Consider the following 16280-nt stretch of genomic DNA (forward strand, 5'->3'; position numbering starts at 1 on the left):
ATGCGCGCGCTGATGATCCAGGGGGCCGGGTCCAATGTCGGCAAGTCGCTGCTCGTGGCCGGGCTGGCGCGGGCCTTTGTCCGGCGCGGGCTGGCGGTGCGGCCCTTCAAGCCGCAGAACATGTCCAACAATGCCGCCGTCACGGCGGATGGCGGCGAGATCGGCCGGGCACAGGCATTGCAGGCGCTGGCCTGCGGCATCGAGCCTTTGACGGACATGAACCCGATCCTGCTCAAACCGGAGACGGAAACCGGCGCGCAGGTCGTGGTGCAGGGCAAGCGCGTGGCGACGGTTGCGGCACGGGATTATGCGAAGATGAAGCCGGGGCTGATGGCGCCGACACTGGAAAGCTTCCAGCGGCTCGGCGACGCGGCCGATCTGGTGCTGGTCGAGGGCGCGGGCAGCCCGGCGGAGGTCAACCTGCGCGCCGGCGACATCGCCAATATGGGCTTCGCGCGGGCGGCGGGGGTGCCGGTGGTCCTGATTGGCGATATCGACCGGGGCGGTGTGATCGCGCAGCTCGTCGGCTCGCAGGCTGTGCTCGACCCGGAAGATGCGGCGATGATTGGCGGCTTTGCCGTCAACAAGTTCCGTGGTGACCCCCGGCTCTTCGACGATGGCTATCGGCTCATCGAAGAGCGTACCGGCTGGAAAGGATTGGGCGTGGTCCCGTGGTTCGCCGAGGCCGGCCAATTGCCGGCGGAGGATGCGCTGGACCTCAAGGGGTCGGACAGTTCCGGCAAACTGCATGTCGCCTGCCTTGTGCTCTCCCGGATCGCCAATTTCGACGATCTCGATCCGCTGAACATGGAGCCGGAGGTGCGGCTGAGCATGGTTCGGGCGGGCGAGGCGCTACCGGGCGACGTGGACCTCGTCATCATCCCGGGGACCAAATCAACGCGCGGCGATCTCGCCTTCCTGCGCGCACAGGGCTGGGACCTGGACATCGCGTCCCATCTGCGGCGCGGCGGGCACGTTTTGGGGCTCTGCGGTGGCTACCAGATGCTGGGCAAACGGATCATCGACCGGGACGGGCTGGAAGGCGCGCCCGGCGTGACCGAGGGTCTTGGCCTGCTCGATGTCGAGACAGAAATGGTGCCGGAGAAACGGCTGACGCGGGTTGCGGCGCGGCATGTGGCCAGCGGCGAGGCGTTTGAGGGCTACGAGATCCATATCGGCCGCAGCGATGGCCCGGATCGCGCGCGCCCCTTTGCCAAGCTGGACGGACAGCCCGAAGGCGCCATCTCGCCGGATGGCCGGGTCACGGGGAGCTACCTGCACGGGCTGTTCTCGAATGACGGCTTCCGCGCGGCTTATCTCACGTCGCTCGGCGTGGAGTCCACGGTCACCTATGGCAGCAATGTCGAGGCCGTGCTCGACCGGCTGGCGGAACATCTCGAGACACATATGGATCTCGACGCGCTGCTGGCGATGGCGCGCCGGGTCTGAGCCTTACCCTTCGGGATCGAGCGGCGGCACGCGGGCAACGAAATGTCCCTTCACGCCTTGCGGCCATTGGCGGAACGGAACCGCCCCGCTCTCGCTCTCACCGAACTTGCTGGCATAGTCGACAAGGGCAGCCGCATCTTCCTGTGTACCGTCGAAACGGCCGAGCACGTAGGTCAGCTTGCCATTGGCGGAGATCGCGCTGTTGCAACCGTGATTGCAGCCCATCAGGCAGGCGGTGCCGCGCAGGTGGAGAGGCTTGTCGCCGATCTCTGTGCGCACCCGTTCGAGAAAGGCCTCGCCGGTGGGCGCGCCTTCCTTGTGTTCGCGGGTCGCCTCGTTGCGGCAGGTGGTGCAGATGGTGATGGTGGTCATGCCGGCTCCGGTCGGTGAAATGCGTCGGACCGGGGTAGGACACTCGCCAGCCCCGGGGCAAGCGGTTTCTGGTTCGGACCGACCTGCCCCTAACGCTACGGGAAGCTTGGCGCCGGACGGATCGTTCCCGTGCAATCACCGAAGCCGATCCGATAGCCGTTACCTTGCGCATGTCCGTGCAAGGTCAGGGTGTCTCCATCCTCGATGAAGCGCCGCTCCTCGCCATCGACCATCTCAAGCGGCTCCTTGCCGCCCCAGGTCAGTTCCAGAAGCGAGCCGTAGCTGTCCTTCTCCGGGCCGGAAATCGTCCCCGACCCGAGAAGGTCACCAACCCGCATCGCACAGCCGGACGAGGCGTGATGCGTCAGTTGCTGGGCCGCGGAGTAGTACATCTCGGTGTAATTTGTCCGACAGATCGTGGTCGGCGTCCGGCGGCCCTTGGGCAACAGGCTCACCGAGAGGTCGATATCGTAGAGCATCGGCCCGGATTCGGTGAGATAAGGCAGAAGCTCCTTTTCGCGCGGGGGCGTGGGTCGGCGGAACGGCTCAAGCGCCGCGCGGGACACCACCCACGGACTGATCGAGGTTGCAAAGGCCTTGGCTTGGAACGGGCCGAGCGGTTGGTATTCCCAGGCCTGGAGATCGCGAGCGGACCAGTCGTTGAGCAGCACATAGCCAAAGATCATCGCGTCGGCCTCGGCCACGGTGATGGGCCGGCCCATCGTCGAGGGCTGACCGATCACCGCGCCCATCTCCAACTCGATATCGAGCCGCTTGCTGGGCCCGAAGCTGGGTGCATCCGCATCGGGCGCCTTGGTCTGGCCGACCGGGCGGGTGATGTCCGTACCCGAAACGACGACCGTCGAAGCCCGGCCGTTATAGCCGATCGGAATGTGCAACCAGTTCGGCGGCAGAGCGTTTTCCGGGCCGCGGAACATGGTGCCGACATTGAAGGCGTGGTTCCGGCCAGCATAGAAATCGGTGAATTCGGCGACGCGGAAGGGCATATGCATCTCGACCTCATCCATCGGGTAGAGATGCGGCGCGACCATGCCGGCCGCCTCGCTGCCCGCACCGAGAAAGCCGAACAATGTTGCCCGCAAACCGGACCATGCCTGCGGCCCCTTTTCCATGAATTCGTTGAGCGCAGGCTCGGTCAGGCCGAGCGGCTTGAGCAGCCCGGCGCGCTGCATGCCGCCAAGATCGAGGACCTTGTCGCCAATCGCCGTGCAACAACACGGCGCGCTGCCCTTGTGCGAAAAAACCCCAAAGGGAAGGTTGTTCAGCGGAAACGGGCTTTCGGGATCATTCGCAGTCTCGATCCAGCTCTTCAAAAGGGTCATCGGAATCCTCCATATCGCGTCGGCGCCCGCCGCCTGCTCGGGAATCGGGCAGAAAAAACTCGTTGCCATTGAAACGATATTTCCGGGCGGGGGGCAAGCGCTCCAAACGCGGGTTTTGCTTGCCCTTCCAGCCGGCATCATTATCCCTTGGCCCAACAGGAATTCAGGGGCGATCATGCAGAGACAGAAACTCGGAACATCCAAGCTGGACGTCAGCCCGCTGGCCCTCGGCACCATGACCTTCGGCACCCAGACGCCGGAGGCCGAGGCCCATACCCAGATCGATATGGCGCTGGCCGCCGGTATCAATCTGATCGACACCGCCGAGATGTATCCGGTCAACCCGGTCACGGCAGAGAATGTCGGCAAGACGGAAGAGATTGTCGGCCGCTGGATCGCTGCCTCCGGGCGGCGCAACGAGGCCGTGATTGCCACCAAGATCACCGGATCCAATGGCGGTTTTGTCCGCGACGGGCGCGGGATCGATGGCGAAACCATCGTCGAGGCGGTGGAGGCCTCCTTGCGGCGGTTGCAGACCGACGTGATCGATCTCTACCAGCTCCACTGGCCCAATCGCGGCTCCTATCATTTCCGCCAGTATTGGAGCTATCGCCCCAGCGAGGACACGCCGGAGGAGATCGCGGCCAACATGGTCGAGGTGCTGGAAGCACTGGAGACGCTTCGGCGCGACGGCAAGGTGCGCGAGTTCGGACTGTCCAACGAGAGCGCTTGGGGCACGGCGGAATGGCTGCGACTGGCGCGCGAGACCGGCACGCCGCGCATGGTCTCGATCCAGAACGAGTATTCCATGCTCTGCCGGCTCTTCGACACCGATCTCGGCGAGCTCTGCTGTCGCGAACAGATCGGATTGCTGGCCTATTCGCCGCTGGCGGCGGGAATGCTGACGGGCAAGTATCGCGGCGGGGCGGTGCCCGAGGGGAGCCGGCTCTCGATCAACAACACCCTGAATGGCCGGGTCAATCCGAGGTCCGACGCGGCGATCGAGGCCTATGCTGGAATCGCGGAGCGGTACGGGCTGGACCTCGCTGCGATGTCGCTGGCCTTCTGCAAAGCGCGGCCATTCATGGGATCTGTGATCTTCGGCGCAACCCATGCGGACCAGCTGGAGCACATTCTCGCGGGCGCGGAGCTGCAGCTGTCGGAAGAGATCCTGTCCGAGATCGACGCAGCGAACCGCGCCAATCCAATGCCGTTCTGAAGCGGAGATCCGGTGATGCGAATTGTCCTCCTGGCCAGCCTGCTCGTCCTGGCCGCCTGTAACCCGCTCGACCGCGTGCCCGAGCCGACCGCCCCGCCGGGTTCGGCGGCGTTCTTCGAAGAACAGCGCGCCATTTGCGAGGCGCGGGGCGGAACCTTTGTCGACAGCGAGTCGCGACCGACGAAGATCTGTTTCGTGACCCCGAAAGACGCTGGCGAAGGCTGCAGCCAGCGTTCCGACTGCGAGGGCGAATGCCTGGCACGCTCGCGCAGCTGCGCGCCGGTCATTCCGCTCGTGGGGTGTCATGAAGTGCTGATGTCGGGCGGCATGCCGGCAACGGTCTGCCTGCAGTGACCGCCGTCGAGCCCTGGGTCCTGGCGACCCTGGGCGCCGTCGCCTTTCAGACCACCCGTTTCGCGCTGCAGAAACGGCTGAAGATGGCCGGGCTTTCCGCGGCCGGGGCAACATGGGCGCGGTTCCTGTGGTCGGCGCCCCTGCTCGCGGCCGGGCTGTTGCTGTGGCTGCGGGTGACGGGAATGTCGGTGCCGCCGCTCACCGCCACCTTCTGGGCCTATGCAATGATGGGCGGGGTCACCCAGATCCTGGCGACGATTTGCGTCGTGGCGCTCTTTGCGCGGCGCAATTTCGCCGTGGGGATCACGCTGAAGAAATCCGAAGTGCTGATGACCGCTCTGATCGGCTGGCTGCTGCTGGGCGAGGGCGTGTCCCCCGCCGGGCTCGCCGCGCTTCTGGTCGGCGCGGTGGCGCTATTGGTACTGTCGCGGGAAGAGCCGCGCCCGGAGATGGCGGGACAACCCCTGCCCCGCCGCCTCTTCACGCCCTCGGCCGCGCTCGGTCTGACCAGCGGGGTCTTCTTCGCACTGGCGGGCGTTGGCTATCGTGGCGCTATGCTGGCGCTTGGCGACGGCCCGCTGACCCTGCGCGCCGCTGTGGCGCTCGCGCTGGTGACGTCCTCGCAGGCGCTGCTCATGCTGGCATGGTTTCTCTGGCGCGACCGGGCCGAGATCGGCCGGGTGATCTCCGCCTGGCGGATTGGCATCGGCCTCGGGCTGACAAGCCTTGCCGGCAGCTTCTTCTGGTTCCTCGCCTTCGCGCAGCAGAACGCCGCCTATGTCTATGCGGTCGGACAGGTGGAGCTGCTCTTCTCCATCCTCGGCGGGGCGCTGTTTTTCGGCGAACGGCTCTCGCGCCGCGAAGGCCTTGGCATCGCGTTGCTGGCGGCAAGCGTCGTGGCGCTGGTGTTGCTGGTCTGAGGCTCAGGCGAGCCGGGTGATCCCCATGATCACGTCGTCATTGCGCACGAAGGGGACCGTCTCCGGGATGCCGCCCCGCGCGATCAGCGGGGCCAGCTCGGCCAGAACGACAGTGGTGATGAAGGGCAGGTCGAAATCGCGGACATCGACGAGCGGAATCCATTGCAGGTGCCGCAGCTCATCACAGGCATGGGTGAAATCTTCCGCATTTCCCTGCACCGCCGTTGCCGGGACGAGGAAGAAACGGGCATCGAAACGGCGTGGACGCCCCGGCGGGGTGATCGCGCGGAACACGTAGGAAAGGCCCTGCGCGGAAGGTGCGAAGCCGGCTTCCGCGAAACTCTCCCAATCCGGGTTGGGCGGCTGCCAGGCGGCACGCTGGCCAAGGATAAGCCCGGTCTCTTCCCAGACCTCGCGAATCGCACCGGCCAGCAGCGCGGGCACCCGGACGGGGTCGGTCTCCAGTGCGAGACGACGCAGGCAGGTCGCATCCGGCTGGCCGCCAAGGCCGACATCGCCGTCGCCCGCGTCGATGGCCCCGCCGGGGAAGACGAACTTGTCCGGCATGAAAGCCGCCGAAGAGCCGCGTTGCCCCATCAGCACTTCCGGCCCCGACGCGCCTCGACGCCAGAGGATCACGGTGGAGGCATCGCGAATGGCAGTCTTGTCGATTTCCGGCTGGGCCATCAGGGCTCCTGTGCGAGTTTCCCGGCGTCGCCGGTTTCGTCACCGAAGCCATGCATGCGCCGCGCCCATTGCAGCGCGATGAAGGCGCCCTTGATGCGCGGCAGGAGATAGAGCGACAGCGCAACACAGAGGACTGACAGCACGGTCGCCATAACAAGCGGGTCCAGTTGAAGCCGGGCATAGAAGACATGGATCAGCGGCGCCATGAGATGACCGACAATAAGGATTGTCAGATAGGCCGGGCCGTCATCGGCACGCTGATGATGGAACTCCTGTTCGCAGACAGGGCAATGATCGGCGACCTTCAGGTAGCCTGCAAGCAGCGGTCCACGCCCGCATCTGGGGCACCGCCGTCGCCAGCCGCGTGCCATAGCCGGTTTCACCGGACGCTCTTCCGGATCCGTAGCGCCATTCATGGCACAGCCTCCAATACCTGTTCGCGCCGCGGAGGATGGCAGTTTTTCGCGGCTTTTGCAGGGGGGCTGTTGGCCTTGCGGCGGGATGTCGCGAGAGAACTGCCCGAGATCAGGGGCGGGACACAGGACAGCCGGGTCGAAAAGCCGAGATTTCTGCCGTTTGGTTCGCTTGCCAGGAAGCGGAACGACTGGCGCGCGACACTAGACCGGCCTCGCCCTTTTGGCGTCATTCCGTCCCCATGCGCGCTCATCCCCAACGCCCGCCTTCTAGGCGGGACAGCCCGCGGGACTCGTCCAACCGCAAAAAAGTGCCCCTGAGAGCGACGGAAGCTCCGGCCCGGCCCGTAGGAGTAGCATAACGGCGAGAACAGTCGCCCAGACCACTCACTGAACAGGAAACGTACCATGACCCGTATTACTCTGCTGACCACCGCAATCGTCACCGGCCTGCTGGTAACCACCTCTGCCCAGGCACGCGGGTTTGACGGCGCCCGGATGGGTCCGATGATGGACCCGCCGAGTTTTGCCGAGCTTGACGCCGATGGCGACGGCAAGGTGACCACCGAAGAGCTGAAAGCTTTCGCCGAGACCGCTGCGACCAAGCGGTTCCAGGACGCCGACACCGACGGCGACGGCAAGCTGAGTGCCGAGGAAATGACCGCCGCAGCCGAGGCCGCCAAGCTCGACCGTCAGGCCCGGCGGCAAGACGCCATGATCGCGCGGCTCGACACCGACAAGGACGGTCTTGTCTCCGAGGAAGAGATGAAGGCGGCCATCGGCGAACGTGCCGGCAAACGTGGCAATGACACCGAGCGCGGCGAGCGCATGATCAAGCGCTTCGATGTCGATGGTGATGGCGTTCTGAGCGAAGAGGAATTCGCCAAGATGCAGGAACTGGCCAAGGACGGCATGCGCGAAGGCCGTTTCGGCGGCAAGAATGACCGTGGCGGCAAGAGCGGTCGCGGCGACCGTGGTGATCGCGGGGGCGTCCCCTTCTGGCGCAACTGAGCGCAGATGTGAAACCGGCTCCGCGCGGCGACGCGTCGCGCGGAGCTTTTTCCCAAAGGACCATTGCGTCCGGAGAGAAAACAGGGCTAGGCCACGGAAATCATGACCATGCCACTCGACGCCGACTCCGAGCTGACAGACGACGCCCTCCTGGCGCTCTATGCGAGCGGCAACCGGGCGGCGGCGCGCATGCTGACGCTGCGCCTGACCCCAAGGGTCCTGTCGCTCGCAGCACGGATGCTCGGGGACCGCTCCGAGGCCGAGGATGTCGCCCAGGAAGCGATGCTGCGGCTCTGGAAGATTGCCCCCGACTGGCGCAGCGGCGAGGCGCAGGTCTCGACCTGGCTTTACCGTGTGGCGTCGAACCTGTGCACCGACCGGCTGCGGCGGCGACGCGGGGTGGGCCTGGACGACGCCTTCGGCGAGGGCGTGGAGCCCGCGGATGAGCAGCCCGGCGTCGAGACCCGACTGCAGGAAGCAGACAGGCTCGCGGCGTTGAAATCCGCACTGGCGGACTTGCCGGAGCGGCAGCGGACAGCGGTGGTGCTGCGCCACCTGGAGGGGTTGTCCAACCCCGAGATTGCCGTTGTGATGGAAATTGGCGTCGAGGCGGTCGAGAGTCTGACCGCCCGGGGCAAGAGAGCGCTGGCCGCCCGGCTGAAAGGGCAACGCGCAGAACTGGGGTTGAGCGATGACGGCTGAATTCGACAAGAACACCGACCGCGAATTGGAAACGCTGCTGGAGACCCTGCGGGCGGAGACCGCGGAAGAAGCCTCGCCGGACCTGCTGGCGCGGATTCTCGACGACGCCTACGACACGCAGGACAGTTTGGTAACGGCCAGTACGGCCGAACCGGTCAAGCCCGCCCCCGCAACCCGATCACGCGGCCTGCTGACGAGCCTGCTCGAGGCGATCGGTGGCTGGCCGGCAGTTGCAGGCCTCGCCACTGCCACCGTCGCCGGTGTCTGGATCGGCTACAACCCACCGGCAGCCTTCGACGAGCTGACCTTGACGGTGTTGGACAGCAATTACGGCTACGAGATGAATATCGACGACACGCTGGCAGGTTTTGACGACCTCCTGGCGGATGGATAGGAACGGCAAGAGATGAGCGAACATGTGCCCACGCCCGAAGACCAGCCCAAACCGCGCCGTCGGCTTGGGCTCAGGGCCCTGCTCTTCGTGTCACTGGCGCTGAATCTGGTGATTCTCGGCATTGTCGGTGGAGCGATCCTGAACTTCTCCCGCGGCGAGGACCATCCCCGCATGGTCGTCCGCGATCTCGGGTTGGGACCATACCTGATGGCGATGGACCCCCAGCAACGCAAACAGATGGAAAGCGTCACCGGGGACCTCAAGCCGAAGCTGCGCGAAGGGCGTCAGGAGTGGCGCGACGCTTATATCGATGCGCTCGACGCGATCCGCGCCGACCCGTTCGACGCCAATGCCTTGCGCGCTGCGATGGCGCGGCAGTCTGACCTGGCGGCCCGAAGCCGGGAGGTTGGGCTGGACGTCATGATCCGGCAATTGGAAGCAATGTCCGTCGACGAGCGCGGAAAATTCGCGGAACGGCTGAAGAGCCGCTCCCGGAACCTGCAAGGGAACAAAGGACGAGATGGAGCCCGGCCCAACCGCGATCCGTCGAACGGCAAACCGTCCGAGGCGCCGCGCAACTAGGTTGACGCAACAGAGACCCGACAGCGCTTGGAGCGTCAGGCGGCGGCTTGTCTTGCGGCGACGATTGTCACCTGGTTCCGACCGCGTTCCTTCGCCTTGTAGAGCGCCTTGTCCGCCCGATCGAGCAATTCCGAAAGGCTGACATCAGTCCCGGCTGGCCCACCACCGCCCGTCACGAGTCCGACCGAAACCGTCTGGATCAGAACCGTCGGCTCGGTCTGGCCACCCGTCAGTGGCAGTCGGATCGGAGCATTGCAGACCGCGTCCCGCAGGCGCTCAGCCGCCTTCGCGGCCGCATCCGGCAGGATATCCGGCAGGATGGCCAGGAATTCCTCGCCACCGATCCGCGCAACGAGATCGACACTGCGCAGATTGTTGCCAAGTGTCGCCGCGACCGATTTCAGCACTTCATCCCCGGCGGCATGACCATGGGTGTCATTGACCTGCTTGAAATGGTCGAGATCGATCAGCATCACAGCGAAGGTGCGTGCATTTGCAATGGCGCGCTCGCGAACACGCGTCAGATGCGACATCGCATAGCGGCGATTGTAGAGATTGGTCAGCGGATCCGTCACCGCCATCTGCAACCCGTCGCGCACGCGCGACCGCAGCCGGTCTCCCTGCCGCTTGCGGGCGAGTTGCGCGCGCAAGCGCAGCGCAAGTTCGTCAAAATCGAGCGGCAGCGTAACGATATCGGAGGCGCCCATATCCAGCGCCATCGTCGCCGGTGCCGGTGTTTCGCGATCCACCGCGATGATGATGCCGGCATGGCGCGTGGCTTGCCGCGACCGCAGCTCGGAGAGCAGCATCAGCCCTTCGCTGCCGCGCGACAGGTCGGCGGCAATGACATAGAGATCGGGCAGGCCCGTTCCACCGGTTTCCTTCAACGCCTCTGCCGCGGATTGCACCACAATCTTGTCGCGCACCTTGCCTGTCAGGCCACGACGCCAGTTCATTGCCGTCGACTCGTCCGCTGCCACGAGGCAAATTCGTCCGGCCGGGGCAAAGGAACTCGCCGGCTCCGCGAAACCGAGCGCTTGGCGCGTGCCTTCCCGCAAGGTCAGTTCGGCGGCGACACCTCGCGCCCGAAGGAGCGAACGGACCCGCGCCAGCAAGCCCAGATCGTCCAGCGGCTTGGACAGGAAGTCTTCCGCGCCCGCTTCGAGCGCGGCGATCTTGGAGGCCGCATCGTCCAGCGCCGTTACCATGATCACGGGAATCTCCGCCGTCCGCCGATCGGCCTTGAGGCGGCGGCAGACTTCCAGACCGTCCAGGTCCGGCATGGCGATATCTAGAAGGATCAGGTCCGGCCTGTCCCTCTGGGCCATTTTAAGCGCCTCGACACCGCCACCGGCCTGCAGCACCTCGTAGGCTGCACTTGCCAGCTTAACCTTCAGGATGATCCTGTTGGTGGCCACGTCGTCGACGACCAGTATTCTACCGGGCATTGCGCCGCACTCCGTTCATGAGCTCCCTCCAGCTCTTGTCCTGACTGATCTTTGTTGAGATTGGTTAAGGAAACCTTTCCCAGATCTTCATGGTTTGTACATGCAGAGAGAATCCGCCGAAACGACGGCTCTTTTGGGCCTTGCCTGGCTTCTGGGCAACGAAGAGCTTCGTCCGATTTTCCTCGGCGCGACGGGCGCGACGCTTGAAGACGCGAAAAACGGCGCAAAAGACGCCGATTTCCTCGCTTCCGTGCTCGATTTCCTGCTGATGGACGATTCCTGGATCATGGCTTTCTGCGAGTCGGAAGGTCTGAAATACGAGGAGCCGATGGCGGCCCGACAGGCGCTTCCCGGCGGAAACATGCCTAACTGGACGTGAAGGATTCTTAATATCATGGCCGAGATTCGCGGATTGTTGTTCGACAAGGACGGTACGCTTTTCGATTTCCAGGCGACCTGGGGAGGCTGGGCGGCCGATCTGATGACTGAACTGGCCGATGGTGTGGAGGCCCGGGCCGAAGACCTGGCGGCCCGAATCCGGCTCGACCGCCCAGCGCGGCGTTTCCACCCGGACAGTATCCTTATCGCCGGCACGACCGATGACGCGGTCGAAGCGCTTCTGCCGGGGCTGCCACATCTGAGCTATGAAGGGCTCTACGCCAAACTGATCGAAAGCACCCTGACCATCCCGCCTGCCGTTGCCACACCGCTTGCTCCGCTGATGGACCGTTTCCGGTCGGCGGGTTTCGTTCTCGGTGTCGCAACGAATGATGCCGAAAGCGCCGCCCGGGCCCAACTCGATGCGCTGGACGTAACGCACTGCTTCGATTTCATCGTCGGTGCGGATAGCGGCCACGGCGCCAAGCCGGCGCCCGGTCAATGCCTGGCCTTCTGCGCGGCAACCGGCCTCTTGCCGCATGAGGTCGCGATGATCGGGGACAGTACCCATGACCTCTACGCGGGTCAGGCGGCGGGCATGGTCCCGATCGCTGTGCTGACAGGTCCGGCCGGTTCGCCGGAACTCGCCCCGCACGCAGCGGCCGTCCTGCCCGATATCGGTCACCTGCCCGCCTGGCTCGACCTCCCCTGACAGCGCAGTCGCGTCATTCGCGACATGGACGGTCGCATTCCGGCGCTCGCCCCGCTTCCACCCCGGGTCATTCTGGACGTACCAGAGGAGAGGCGGAATGGGCGAGAACAGCGTGAATGGCGACGCCACACCGGGACGGGGTCGCAGGCGCAGCGGCGGCAGAGCCGGCAATGCACGCCGTCAGGCGACCTCCGTGATCGACCAGATGCCCTGGCGCCCGCCGGAAAACACGGACCGCCCCACCGAACCGCTGCCCGAAGAGGGCGTGATGGCAATCCATGATGGTGCGATGCGAATTCTGGAAGAGATCGGCATCGAGTTCCTGAACGCGGAAGCTCTGGCGCTGTTTCGCGCCGCCGGTTGCAAGGTCGAGGGAAGCAATGTCCGCATGGGGCGCGACTGGGTCATGGAGATGGTCGCCAAGGCGCCGTCAAGTTTCACTATCACCCCGCGCAACCCAGACCGACAGATCACCGTTGGCGGCCGCACCATTCTCTTCGGAAATGTGTCCTCGCCTCCGAATTACTGGGATCTGGAACATGGCAAGGTGCCGGGCACGCGCAAGCATTGCGCGGACCTGATCAAGCTGTCGCAGTATTTCAACTGCATCCATTTTGCCGGCGGTTACCCGGTCGAACCGGTGGATATACATGCCTCGGTCCGTCATCTCGACGTGCTGCATGACAAGCTGCGATTGACCGACAAGGTCGTGCATGCCTATTCGCTCGGCCCCGAACGGGTCGAAGATGTGATGGAGATGGTGCGCATCGCTGGGGGCCTCAGTCACGCGGAATTCGAGGCCACACCTCGGATGTACACCAACATCAACTCCACCTCGCCGCTCAAGCATGACGTGCCGATGATCGATGGCTGCCTGCGGCTGATCCGGCGCGGACAAGCGGTCTATGTCACGCCCTTCACGCTCGCCGGTGCCATGGCGCCCGTCACTATGGCGGGCGCCGTCGCGCAGAGCATCGCCGAGGCGCTCTCTGCCATCGCGCTCTTCCAGTGGGTGCGACCGGGCTGCCCCTGCGTGATCGGCACCTTTACCTCGAATGTGGACATGAAGTCCGGCGCCCCGGCCTTCGGTACGCCCGAATACATGCGTGCGACACAGATGACCGGCCAGATGGCGCGGTTCTACGGCTTGCCGATGCGCGCCAGCGGCTCCTGTGCCTCAAACGTGCCGGATGGACAGGCAATGTGGGAGACCTCCAACGCGCTTTGGTCTGCCGTGCAAGCTGGCGCGAATATCGTCTACCATGCGGCCGGCTGGCTCGAGGGCGGACTGATCGCGAGCCCAGCGAAATTCGTCATGGATTGCGAGATCATTCAGCAGATCCAACGCTACTTTCAGCCACAGATCACCGCGACCGGACCGGAGGATGTCGCCATCGAGGCCATTGCCGGGGTTGGCCCTGAAGGCCATTTCTTCGGCACCCCCCACACGCAGGAACGTTACACGACCGCCTTCTACCACCCCTTCCTGTCGGATTGGCGGAACTACGAAGCCTGGCATCTCGATGGCGGCCTCTGGACCGCCGAGCGAGCGCATGCGCTTTGGAAACGCATCGTGGCCGAGTTCGAAGCGCCACCAATGGATGCAGGGATCTCCGACGAGCTTTCAGCCTTTGTCGAGCGCCGAAAGGCCGAGGGCGGCGCCCCGACGGATTTCTGATCTTCGCGAGATCGCCGATATTTCCCTTTTTTTAAGCCCCTCGCCTTAGCGTCTGGAATCGCGAAGAAGGTTTGAACATGCATGGTCTCGTCAACAGGTCTATTCAGTGCTTCCTGCGGGACACTTACGGCGAAAGCCTCTGGCTGGAGATCGCCAGCCGTATCGGGATATCCGAGAACGGGTTCGAGTCGATGCTGATCTATGATGATTCACTGACCATGGAGTTGTTGGACGCCAGCACTCGGCGACTGGACAAGCCCGTGGACATGCTGCTCGAGGATGTCGGCACCTATCTCGTCAGCCACCCGAATACAGAATCGATCCGCCGGCTGCTTCGCTTCGGTGGCGAGACCTTCTTCGAATTCCTGCACTCCCTCGATGACCTCCCGGATCGCGCAAGGTTGGCGATGCCCGATCTCAGTCTGCCGAATCTCGAGCTGATCGATATCGGGGAAGGACAGTACGAGCTCCAGGTCAGCGGGGCGCAGGCGGAATATGCCTTTGTACTGGTTGGAATCCTGCGGGCGATGGCGGACGATTTCGGCGCGCTGGTCTTTCTCGACCAGGCGCTTTCGGATTTCGGCCATATGTCGATCCGCATCAGCCTTCTGGACAGCGCGTTCTCCGAAGGTCGGAGCTTTTCTCTGGCCCGCCCCGATGCTTCCGGGCCGGAGGCGTTGGAATGAGCGGACCAGAACGTTTTCCAAGTCCAGAGCCCGCCGGGCCTTTAGACAACCGATCTTCGTCGAGAAGAGGCCTAGACTTGACCGATGCCGCCCTCGAACGCCTGATGCCAATGCATCTGGTGCTATCGGCCGATGGCAGGATCGTGAAAGCTGCGCGCACGCTCCGCAGGTTGCGCCCCGACATCTGCCTGGAAGGCGTTAACTTTTTCGAACTCTTCGAGCTTCGCAGACCGAGAGGTTCATCCCGGGTCGAGGAATTGCTGAAGGCGGAAGGCGGAAGGCTGTCGCTCGCCTTCAGACAAGAATCACACGGCCATTTCAAGGCCGTCGCAGTTCCGCTCGAAGACGGCAACGGCGCGCTGGTGAATCTCTCTTTCGGCTTCGCCATTGTCGATGCGGTTCAAGCCTACGATCTGACCGCTGGCGATTTCGCCGGGACCGATCTTGCAATCGAGATGCTCTACCTCGTCGAAGCGAAATCGGCCGCACTGCATGAATCGAAGAAGCTGAACCAACGGCTGCAAGGCGCCAAGATCGCCGCCGAGGAACAGGCCTTCACGGACACACTGACCGGCCTGAAGAATCGCCGCGCCATGGATCATGTCATGTCCAGGCTGACACGGGAGCGGATCCCGTTCGGATTGCTGCATCTCGACCTCGACTATTTCAAACAGGTCAATGATATGCATGGCCACGCAGCCGGGGACGAGGTTCTCCAGGTCGTGGCCGAGATTCTGGTGCATGAGACCCGAGATACCGACATTGTCGCGCGTGTCGGGGGGGACGAATTTGTGCTGGTCTTCAAACAGCTGTCCGAAGTTAACGTCCTGCTTGAGATTGCCAATCGGATCATTCGCCGCCTTGAAGAACCCATTCCCTATAATGACGCATATCTGGCGATTTCCGGCAGCATCGGGATCACGACGAGCCTACGAGTCGGAGTTGCAACGCCGGAAGAAATGCTTGAGATCGCTGATCTCGCTCTCTATGCCTCCAAACGCGCCGGGCGTGGCCGCGCGACGGTCGCACCTATTGCCGACGCCTCCCCGGAAGATGTGGCTCCCAGTCGCTCCTAGGTCAAATTCGCCACCGGAAACAGTCAGCTCCTCGCTTCCCGCTGTGAAGGAGCGCGTGGAACCCGAAATCGAGAGATAACGACATTCGGAGCCAACGGCTCAGGCAAAACGATGCAGCTGGCCCGTCAGTCTTCCCGGCGCCAGTCCAGGAAGGCCGCCCGGACTATTTCAACCAGTCGTCGTAATCGCTCACCAGCAGATGCGTGGGATCGACATCCTCTTCGATCCTGGAAAAACGTCCAATGGGTGCCCGGAAGATATTGTCAGTCAGGTCGTCATTTACGGTCGAAACCTCACCAATCAGCACATCGCCGCCTTCGCCCCAGAAGGCGTGCCAGTCTCCGGGCATCAGCGTGACGCTTTCACCCGGCTGAAAAAGCAGAACCTCACCAGGGTTGAAACTCCGCGGAATGCCGTCGCACATCACGGTGCCACCGGCGGTCTCGTCGAAATTTCCGTCCGCGTCAGACCCATAAAGCTCAATTGCCATCGTGGCGCCGCCGCGGTTGATGATGTCCTCGGCCTTGATCACATGTGTGTGGCAGGGGCTGATCTGGTCCTGACGGGAAATCAGCAACTTCTCGGCATAACACATACCGCCGCCGCGCTGGAGATCGCTGAGTTCACCATTGCGCAGGGTAAAGAGGAACAGGCCCAACTTGTCGAAGTCGCCCTCACCGTAATCGGTGATGTCCCAGCCCATGCGAGCATCGATGACACGACGCGCCATCGCGGCTTTGGCCTTGAACTCGTCCGGCGTCCAATAGGCGAAGGGTGGCAGGACGAAGCCGAAATGGCGGATCATCTCATCCGCTGAGGCCATGATCTCGTTGATTTTAGAGCGTTTCATCGGGGT

19 protein-coding genes are annotated in these 16280 nt (G+C 63.9%); 13 read left to right on the forward strand and 6 right to left on the reverse strand.

Features of this window, described 5'->3' with window-relative positions:
* The gene (locus R3X27_RS16175; RefSeq protein ID WP_317709914.1) at positions 1–1449 is read left to right on the forward strand and encodes a cobyric acid synthase; all 1449 of its coding nucleotides are present in this window, start codon (positions 1–3) and stop codon (positions 1447–1449) included.
* A gap of 3 nt (positions 1450–1452) precedes the next feature.
* Here R3X27_RS16175 and R3X27_RS16180 read toward each other — a convergent pair whose 3' ends face one another.
* Both R3X27_RS16180 and fahA read right to left on the reverse strand, forming a co-directional pair.
* Entirely contained in the window at positions 1453–1821 is a 369-nt protein-coding gene (locus R3X27_RS16180) for a DUF1636 domain-containing protein (protein ID WP_317709915.1), read from the reverse strand.
* Positions 1822–1916: 95 nt separating this feature from the next.
* Positions 1917–3164, reverse strand: a complete 1248-nt coding sequence (gene fahA / locus R3X27_RS16185) for a fumarylacetoacetase (RefSeq protein ID WP_317709916.1) — start codon at positions 3162–3164, stop codon at positions 1917–1919.
* Between the two features lie 175 nt (positions 3165–3339).
* On the opposite strand from fahA, the gene R3X27_RS16190 reads away from it, so the two are divergent.
* The 3 genes from R3X27_RS16190 to R3X27_RS16200 are packed head-to-tail and all read left to right on the forward strand — an operon-like array spanning position 3340 to position 5657.
* Positions 3340–4383, forward strand: a complete 1044-nt coding sequence (locus R3X27_RS16190; RefSeq protein WP_317709917.1) for an aldo/keto reductase — start codon at positions 3340–3342, stop codon at positions 4381–4383.
* 15 nt (positions 4384–4398) lie between these two features.
* Positions 4399–4737, forward strand: a complete 339-nt coding sequence (locus tag R3X27_RS16195; protein ID WP_317709918.1) for a hypothetical protein — start codon at positions 4399–4401, stop codon at positions 4735–4737.
* Positions 4734–5657 (forward strand): DMT family transporter, encoded by a 924-nt coding sequence (locus R3X27_RS16200; protein WP_317709919.1) that lies wholly within the window; start codon positions 4734–4736, stop codon positions 5655–5657. Before R3X27_RS16195 ends, R3X27_RS16200 begins: the two co-directional genes overlap by 4 nt.
* Before the next feature lie 3 nt (positions 5658–5660).
* On the opposite strand, the gene R3X27_RS16205 is transcribed toward R3X27_RS16200, so the two are convergent.
* Together R3X27_RS16205 and R3X27_RS16210 are read right to left on the reverse strand one after the other, a co-directional pair.
* On the reverse strand, positions 5661–6344 hold the full coding sequence (locus R3X27_RS16205) for an NUDIX domain-containing protein (RefSeq protein ID WP_317709920.1): 684 nt from the start codon (positions 6342–6344) through the stop codon (positions 5661–5663).
* Positions 6344–6760: a DUF983 domain-containing protein gene (locus R3X27_RS16210; RefSeq protein WP_317709921.1), complete on the reverse strand. Its 417-nt coding sequence runs from the start codon at positions 6758–6760 to the stop codon at positions 6344–6346. Before R3X27_RS16210 ends, R3X27_RS16205 begins: the two co-directional genes overlap by 1 nt.
* Before the next feature lie 405 nt (positions 6761–7165).
* On the opposite strand from R3X27_RS16210, the gene R3X27_RS16215 reads away from it, so the two are divergent.
* The 4 genes from R3X27_RS16215 to R3X27_RS16230 all read left to right on the forward strand — a co-directional run bounded on the left by R3X27_RS16215 (position 7166) and on the right by R3X27_RS16230 (position 9446).
* Positions 7166–7768, forward strand: coding sequence for an EF-hand domain-containing protein (locus tag R3X27_RS16215; protein ID WP_317709922.1), 603 nt, complete (start codon positions 7166–7168; stop codon positions 7766–7768).
* A 102-nt stretch (positions 7769–7870) separates the two neighbouring features.
* On the forward strand, positions 7871–8470 hold the full coding sequence (locus R3X27_RS16220) for an RNA polymerase sigma factor (protein WP_317709923.1): 600 nt from the start codon (positions 7871–7873) through the stop codon (positions 8468–8470).
* Positions 8460–8864, forward strand: coding sequence for a dihydroorotate dehydrogenase (locus R3X27_RS16225; protein WP_317709924.1), 405 nt, complete (start codon positions 8460–8462; stop codon positions 8862–8864). The genes R3X27_RS16220 and R3X27_RS16225 overlap by 11 nt, the downstream gene beginning before the upstream one ends.
* 12 nt (positions 8865–8876) lie before the next feature.
* Positions 8877–9446, forward strand: coding sequence for a periplasmic heavy metal sensor (locus R3X27_RS16230; RefSeq protein ID WP_317709925.1), 570 nt, complete (start codon positions 8877–8879; stop codon positions 9444–9446).
* 35 nt (positions 9447–9481) lie between these two features.
* Here the strand turns inward: R3X27_RS16230 and R3X27_RS16235 are convergent, their stop codons facing one another.
* On the reverse strand, positions 9482–10894 hold the full coding sequence (locus R3X27_RS16235; RefSeq protein WP_317709926.1) for a diguanylate cyclase: 1413 nt from the start codon (positions 10892–10894) through the stop codon (positions 9482–9484).
* A 100-nt stretch (positions 10895–10994) separates the two neighbouring features.
* Between R3X27_RS16235 and R3X27_RS16240 the strand changes: the two genes are divergently transcribed.
* From R3X27_RS16240 to R3X27_RS16260, 5 genes are all read left to right on the forward strand, one after another.
* Entirely contained in the window at positions 10995–11273 is a 279-nt protein-coding gene (locus tag R3X27_RS16240) for a DUF3572 domain-containing protein (protein ID WP_317709927.1), read from the forward strand.
* Positions 11274–11288: 15 nt separating this feature from the next.
* Positions 11289–11984, forward strand: coding sequence for an HAD family hydrolase (locus R3X27_RS16245; protein WP_317709928.1), 696 nt, complete (start codon positions 11289–11291; stop codon positions 11982–11984).
* 97 nt (positions 11985–12081) lie between these two features.
* Positions 12082–13662, forward strand: coding sequence for a trimethylamine methyltransferase family protein (locus R3X27_RS16250; protein WP_317709929.1), 1581 nt, complete (start codon positions 12082–12084; stop codon positions 13660–13662).
* A 77-nt stretch (positions 13663–13739) separates the two neighbouring features.
* Positions 13740–14348 carry a heme NO-binding domain-containing protein gene (locus R3X27_RS16255; RefSeq protein WP_317709930.1) on the forward strand — a complete coding sequence of 203 codons (609 nt, stop codon included), beginning with the start codon at positions 13740–13742 and terminating at the stop codon, positions 14346–14348.
* 77 nt (positions 14349–14425) lie between these two features.
* Positions 14426–15424 carry a GGDEF domain-containing protein gene (locus R3X27_RS16260; RefSeq protein ID WP_317709931.1) on the forward strand — a complete coding sequence of 333 codons (999 nt, stop codon included), beginning with the start codon at positions 14426–14428 and terminating at the stop codon, positions 15422–15424.
* A 163-nt stretch (positions 15425–15587) separates the two neighbouring features.
* On the opposite strand, the gene R3X27_RS16265 is transcribed toward R3X27_RS16260, so the two are convergent.
* On the reverse strand, positions 15588–16274 hold the full coding sequence (locus tag R3X27_RS16265; RefSeq protein WP_317709932.1) for a D-lyxose/D-mannose family sugar isomerase: 687 nt from the start codon (positions 16272–16274) through the stop codon (positions 15588–15590).
* Positions 16275–16280: the final 6 nt, after the last annotated feature.

This window comes from Tropicimonas sp. TH_r6 (assembly GCF_033101155.1).
Classification (GTDB): Bacteria; Pseudomonadota; Alphaproteobacteria; order Rhodobacterales; family Rhodobacteraceae; genus Tropicimonas.

Excerpts from the sequence above, each read along its gene's own strand:
- R3X27_RS16175 (WP_317709914.1), top strand. The coding sequence starts at position 1 with ATGCGCGCGCTGATGATCCAGGGGGCCGGGTCCAATGTCGGCAAGTCG.
- R3X27_RS16180 (WP_317709915.1), bottom strand. The coding sequence starts at position 1,821 with ATGACCACCATCACCATCTGCACCACCTGCCGCAACGAGGCGACCCGC.
- fahA (WP_317709916.1), bottom strand. The coding sequence starts at position 3,164 with ATGACCCTTTTGAAGAGCTGGATCGAGACTGCGAATGATCCCGAAAGC.
- R3X27_RS16190 (WP_317709917.1), top strand. The coding sequence starts at position 3,340 with ATGCAGAGACAGAAACTCGGAACATCCAAGCTGGACGTCAGCCCGCTG.
- R3X27_RS16195 (WP_317709918.1), top strand. The coding sequence starts at position 4,399 with ATGCGAATTGTCCTCCTGGCCAGCCTGCTCGTCCTGGCCGCCTGTAAC.
- R3X27_RS16205 (WP_317709920.1), bottom strand. The coding sequence starts at position 6,344 with ATGGCCCAGCCGGAAATCGACAAGACTGCCATTCGCGATGCCTCCACC.
- R3X27_RS16210 (WP_317709921.1), bottom strand. The coding sequence starts at position 6,760 with ATGAATGGCGCTACGGATCCGGAAGAGCGTCCGGTGAAACCGGCTATG.
- R3X27_RS16215 (WP_317709922.1), top strand. The coding sequence starts at position 7,166 with ATGACCCGTATTACTCTGCTGACCACCGCAATCGTCACCGGCCTGCTG.
- R3X27_RS16220 (WP_317709923.1), top strand. The coding sequence starts at position 7,871 with ATGACCATGCCACTCGACGCCGACTCCGAGCTGACAGACGACGCCCTC.
- R3X27_RS16225 (WP_317709924.1), top strand. The coding sequence starts at position 8,460 with ATGACGGCTGAATTCGACAAGAACACCGACCGCGAATTGGAAACGCTG.
- R3X27_RS16230 (WP_317709925.1), top strand. The coding sequence starts at position 8,877 with ATGAGCGAACATGTGCCCACGCCCGAAGACCAGCCCAAACCGCGCCGT.
- R3X27_RS16235 (WP_317709926.1), bottom strand. The coding sequence starts at position 10,894 with ATGCCCGGTAGAATACTGGTCGTCGACGACGTGGCCACCAACAGGATC.
- R3X27_RS16240 (WP_317709927.1), top strand. The coding sequence starts at position 10,995 with ATGCAGAGAGAATCCGCCGAAACGACGGCTCTTTTGGGCCTTGCCTGG.
- R3X27_RS16245 (WP_317709928.1), top strand. The coding sequence starts at position 11,289 with ATGGCCGAGATTCGCGGATTGTTGTTCGACAAGGACGGTACGCTTTTC.
- R3X27_RS16250 (WP_317709929.1), top strand. The coding sequence starts at position 12,082 with ATGGGCGAGAACAGCGTGAATGGCGACGCCACACCGGGACGGGGTCGC.
- R3X27_RS16255 (WP_317709930.1), top strand. The coding sequence starts at position 13,740 with ATGCATGGTCTCGTCAACAGGTCTATTCAGTGCTTCCTGCGGGACACT.
- R3X27_RS16265 (WP_317709932.1), bottom strand. The coding sequence starts at position 16,274 with ATGAAACGCTCTAAAATCAACGAGATCATGGCCTCAGCGGATGAGATG.